Annotated in this window: 4 protein-coding genes and 1 pseudogene; all 5 read right to left on the bottom strand. The window is 36.2% G+C overall.

The annotated features are described in order from the left end of the window. Positions 1-120: 120 nt before the first annotated feature. Positions 121-480: a hypothetical protein gene (locus K2N75_RS06025; protein ID WP_300120155.1), complete on the bottom strand. Its 360-nt coding sequence runs from the start codon at positions 478-480 to the stop codon at positions 121-123. Positions 481-636: 156 nt separating this feature from the next. Beyond that, positions 637-1,227 carry a hypothetical protein gene (locus tag K2N75_RS06020; protein ID WP_300120154.1) on the bottom strand — a complete coding sequence of 197 codons (591 nt, stop codon included), beginning with the start codon at positions 1,225-1,227 and terminating at the stop codon, positions 637-639. Positions 1,228-1,282: 55 nt separating this feature from the next. After that, positions 1,283-1,858 (bottom strand): hypothetical protein, encoded by a 576-nt coding sequence (locus K2N75_RS06015; RefSeq protein ID WP_300120153.1) that lies wholly within the window; start codon positions 1,856-1,858, stop codon positions 1,283-1,285. A gap of 174 nt (positions 1,859-2,032) precedes the next feature. Further along, on the bottom strand, positions 2,033-2,656 hold the full coding sequence (locus tag K2N75_RS06010) for a sugar transferase (protein ID WP_300120156.1): 624 nt from the start codon (positions 2,654-2,656) through the stop codon (positions 2,033-2,035). A 60-nt stretch (positions 2,657-2,716) separates the two neighbouring features. Next, positions 2,717-3,838 (bottom strand): annotated as a pseudogene (locus K2N75_RS06005) (glycosyltransferase family 4 protein); the annotation flags it as partial. Positions 3,839-3,966: the final 128 nt, after the last annotated feature.

Genomic DNA, 3,966 nt, shown 5'->3' with positions numbered 1-3,966 from the left:
GTTTATAATCTCTCTTTTTAAGCCTCTTTAGATTCCTTAAGCAAGGTTTGCATTATAGAATCTGTGGAATTAGATTTGGTAAAGGTGTTTTGAGGGATTCCATAGGCAAGGAAAGCTTCTTTATTTTTTAAATCTATTCTCTTTTCCTAGTTTCTCTCTTTGCTCTAAGACTTCAAAGAAAGTTTGAGAGGAATCAAAGTTAGAAGCAAGAGAAAGAAGGAGGTCGTTAGTGGTGTCGCTAAAATCTTGTGAATATTTTATCTCTATGTTTGCCAAAAATATATCCGCAAAGCTATGATAAAAAGCACCATAAGTATCAGTAATTGATTGTGTTTCCCAAGAGATTTTAACCCCATTAAATTCTATGGAATTAGGTTGAGAATAAAAAGACATTACTTGAGCAATCGCATCTGTGATTTGTTCTTGTAATGCAGGGGATAGCATATCTGTAACTTGTCTGAAGAAATTGCAACCACTCATTTGCATTTTTTCATATCTATAAGCAGCAACTCCTTTTTTTACATATTCTCCTATATCTCCGCCTATTTTTTTTATCTTGGATATTGTTTTGAATGTTTTTTAAAAACTCTTCAAACCTTGTGTCTAAATCATTGTTTTCTGTCCTTATTCCATATGCTAAAATAGGCTTGATAAATGATTATCAAACTTTAATTCTGGGTAGTCTCTTGCCACTTCAATATGATCAACATTGATTGTTCTATTTAACCCATTATTAGCGTAAAACTTATAATCTCCCTCCATTGTGTCTTCCATAACTTCAGGATTGGACTTATAAATCATAAGCATAATGGAATCCATTTGTTCATTTAAAAATTTTTGTGCTTCTTCTACATCTTTACTTGTAATATTATCTTTTACTTTTTCTTGCATTTTGGATTCAATTTCTTTAACAAAACTTTCATTTCTTAGTCCTATTTGCTCTCCGTCAGATACAGCACGAACATCAAACCACGCATCTCTAAAGTTATTGTTTGTTGTATAGCTATCAATATTTTTTCTCCAAGCTTCTTGATAAAAGTGCGTTTGGTTTTGTATTTTATTTAGAATTTCATCATTGTTTAAAGCATTGCTTTGTTGGCTTCCGCCTGTTTGCATTGAGGAAATATTGTTGTCTAATTTATTAGTTTTGTCGTTCGTGCGAGAGTTGTTATATAAATAGATATTTGAATAGTTACCATAAGAATTAAAATTAGCAATATTTGACATTGCTTACCCCTTAATTTAATTATTAAAGAGTAAGCAAAATATGTTCCATAACTATTTAATGATTCTTCAAATATGTTTGTGCATGGTTTCTAATTACACCATTGATTGTATTCATAAGCGAAGTCTTATTATCTGTAAGTATTTTATCTGCATAATATCTATCCGCGCTTCTTGTATAGACAGGATTATATTGATTCATACCAATAATGGAAACACTTACTTGATTGGTAAGTAAATTTAAAGTCGCAGAAACAACAGGCTTATAGCGTCCGCTTCCATCATCTACATTAAGAAGTCCGTAGGCAGTTTGTTCTTGGTATCTGTCTGGATTTTGCTCACTAGTATCAGGTTTAAAGTCATAGTATGCTGTATAAGATACTCTTGTGCCTGAATTATTGGCTGTGCCATATTGATGTATCACAACCTCTGGCACTGTGGTGCGCCCATTTTCAATTTCATAAAGATACGCCCCGCCTACAACTTGGCTCATCTCCTCATCATTTAAAACCTTTACACCTGCACTTTGTTCGTTAAACTCTCCATTGGTTGCAAGTGCGATGAAATCTACTTCTGCAAAGAGTATGCTTGAGATTCCTAAACTTAACAAAGTTCCTAAGACTAGCTTTTTCATTATTTCTCTTTTTAAAGTTTAAACTTTCATTATATTACAGAATCTTAAAATAAAGTGTAAAGGTTTTTAACTTTATTTAGTTTGTTAAGGTTGTTACGCAAGGAAACAAGTTTGTGTTGAATGCCTCATTCTTGTGAGAGGCTTTTATTTAGATTGCTTCATCTCTCATTTTGCTTACTCTTTACAAGAATACGTTTTGTTGCCTTGAAATTTCTCCATTGTTGCGCTTGTGCCAGAGCTAATATCCTTGCGTTGAATTACCTTATAAAAAGTCCCCCATAAAATCTTGCAATCTAACCAAAAGCTAAGATGATTCACATACCACACATCTAGTGCGAACTTTTCTTCCCAAGAAATTGCATTGCGCCCATTGATTTGCGCCCAGCCTGTAATGCCCGGCTTGACTTCGTGGCGACGCGCTTGCTCTTTGGAATACAAAGGTAGATATTCCACAAGAAGCGGGCGGGGACCTACGAAGCTCATTTCGCCTTTTAATACATTAAAGAGTTGTGGTAGCTCATCTAAACTACTTTTGCGAATCCATTTGCCTAGTTGTGTAAGTCTTGCTTCATCGGGGAGTAATTCCCCCTTTTCATCGCGTGCATCGTTCATTGTGCGAAATTTGTAAATCTTAAAAATCTTGCCCTCTTTGCCCGGTCGTTCTTGCATAAAAAACACAGGAGAGCCAAGCTTCGTGCGGATAAGCAAGGCAACAACAAGCAAAATAGGGGAAAATAACGCAAGCAGAATCGCCCCCAGCGAAATATCCAAAAGAGGCTTGATAAAGTCTTTGTAAATTCCAAAGGATTGCTTAGAGGTAGAATCCAAAACCGAGTGATACAGGGACAAATAGCTTTTAACAATAGAATCCGTGCTAAATTCAGTGCAAATTTTTTCTCTGCTTGTTTGTCCAAAGCGCGCTCGCAAGTCTTTATCTTTACTTAGTTGCGCGATTCTTTGTGCGAGTTCCTCTGCATTGCCAATTTCTACCAAAAAGCCATTTTTACCATTCTCTACCACCTCACGACAGCCAACAGCATTTGTTGTAATGATAGGTTTTGCCATACTTCCAGCCTCCAAGAGTGTGCGAGGAATCCCCTCACGATAACTTGGCAGAACAAACAAATCACAAGCTCCTACAAGCGAGCGAATGTCGTTGCGTTGCCCGAGATAAATAACCGCAGTGGAGCCTTTCAGAAACTCCTCATTCATTGAGGAAATATTGCCCAAATCCACTCCGCCAACATACAAAAAAATGCAATGTGGGTTGTTGGCTTTAAGAATCTCTGCGGCTCGGTAATATTCCCTAACTCCCTTGTGCGCAATAGCGCGCGCGACCATTAGCACAAGGATAGAATCGCGTGTAAGGGGGAGATTTAATTCTGTGCTTAGTTTTTGGCGCATTTGGTGGTAGGATTCTTGATTGATTGGTGCAAAGGCTTGTGTATCAATGCCAGAACCTTTGATTAATATGGCTTTTTCGCGTTTTACGATTCCTTTTTGCACATACAATTCTAAATCATCATTGTTTTGAAAAAGCACTTTTTGGGCAATTCTAAATGCAAGGCGATTGAGGGATTCTATGATGAATCTTAAAGCGCGAGATTTTGGACTCTCATCAATATAAAAACTTCCCAAACCTGTAAGGCTGTTAATCACATATTTTCTACCCGCAAGATAAGAGGCAAACGCGCCATAAATATTGGGCTTAAGCATAAAAGTATGCACAATATCGGGCTTGAGATTTTGCAAGATTTTTGTAATTTCTTGAATCGTTTTGAAAGCACTTAGAGGATTGAGACTACTGCGATTGATAGAATAGTCAATGGCTTGAATGCCAAGAGGGGCAAATTTATCAAAGTCTGCTCCTTTTGGGATTAGCGCGATGACTTCGTGTCCTTGTGCTTGGAGGGCTAGCATAATAGGCAGACGAAAAAGATAAAGATTAGAATCTGTATGCGAGAGAAATAAAATTTTCATTTGTAACCTTAAAAATGATAAAGATTTATAGGAATTATAGCATTAATCAAACAAAGCAAACTTGTTTCCTTGCGTAACAACCTTAACAAACTAAATAAAGTTAAAAAATTTTGCACTTTATTTTAAGA

It is taken from the genome of Helicobacter sp. (assembly GCF_029067145.1).
Lineage (GTDB): Bacteria > Campylobacterota > Campylobacteria > Campylobacterales > Helicobacteraceae > Helicobacter_D.
The sequence above is the reverse complement of the archived record's forward strand: the minus strand, read 5'-3'. Positions and strand labels throughout refer to the sequence as shown.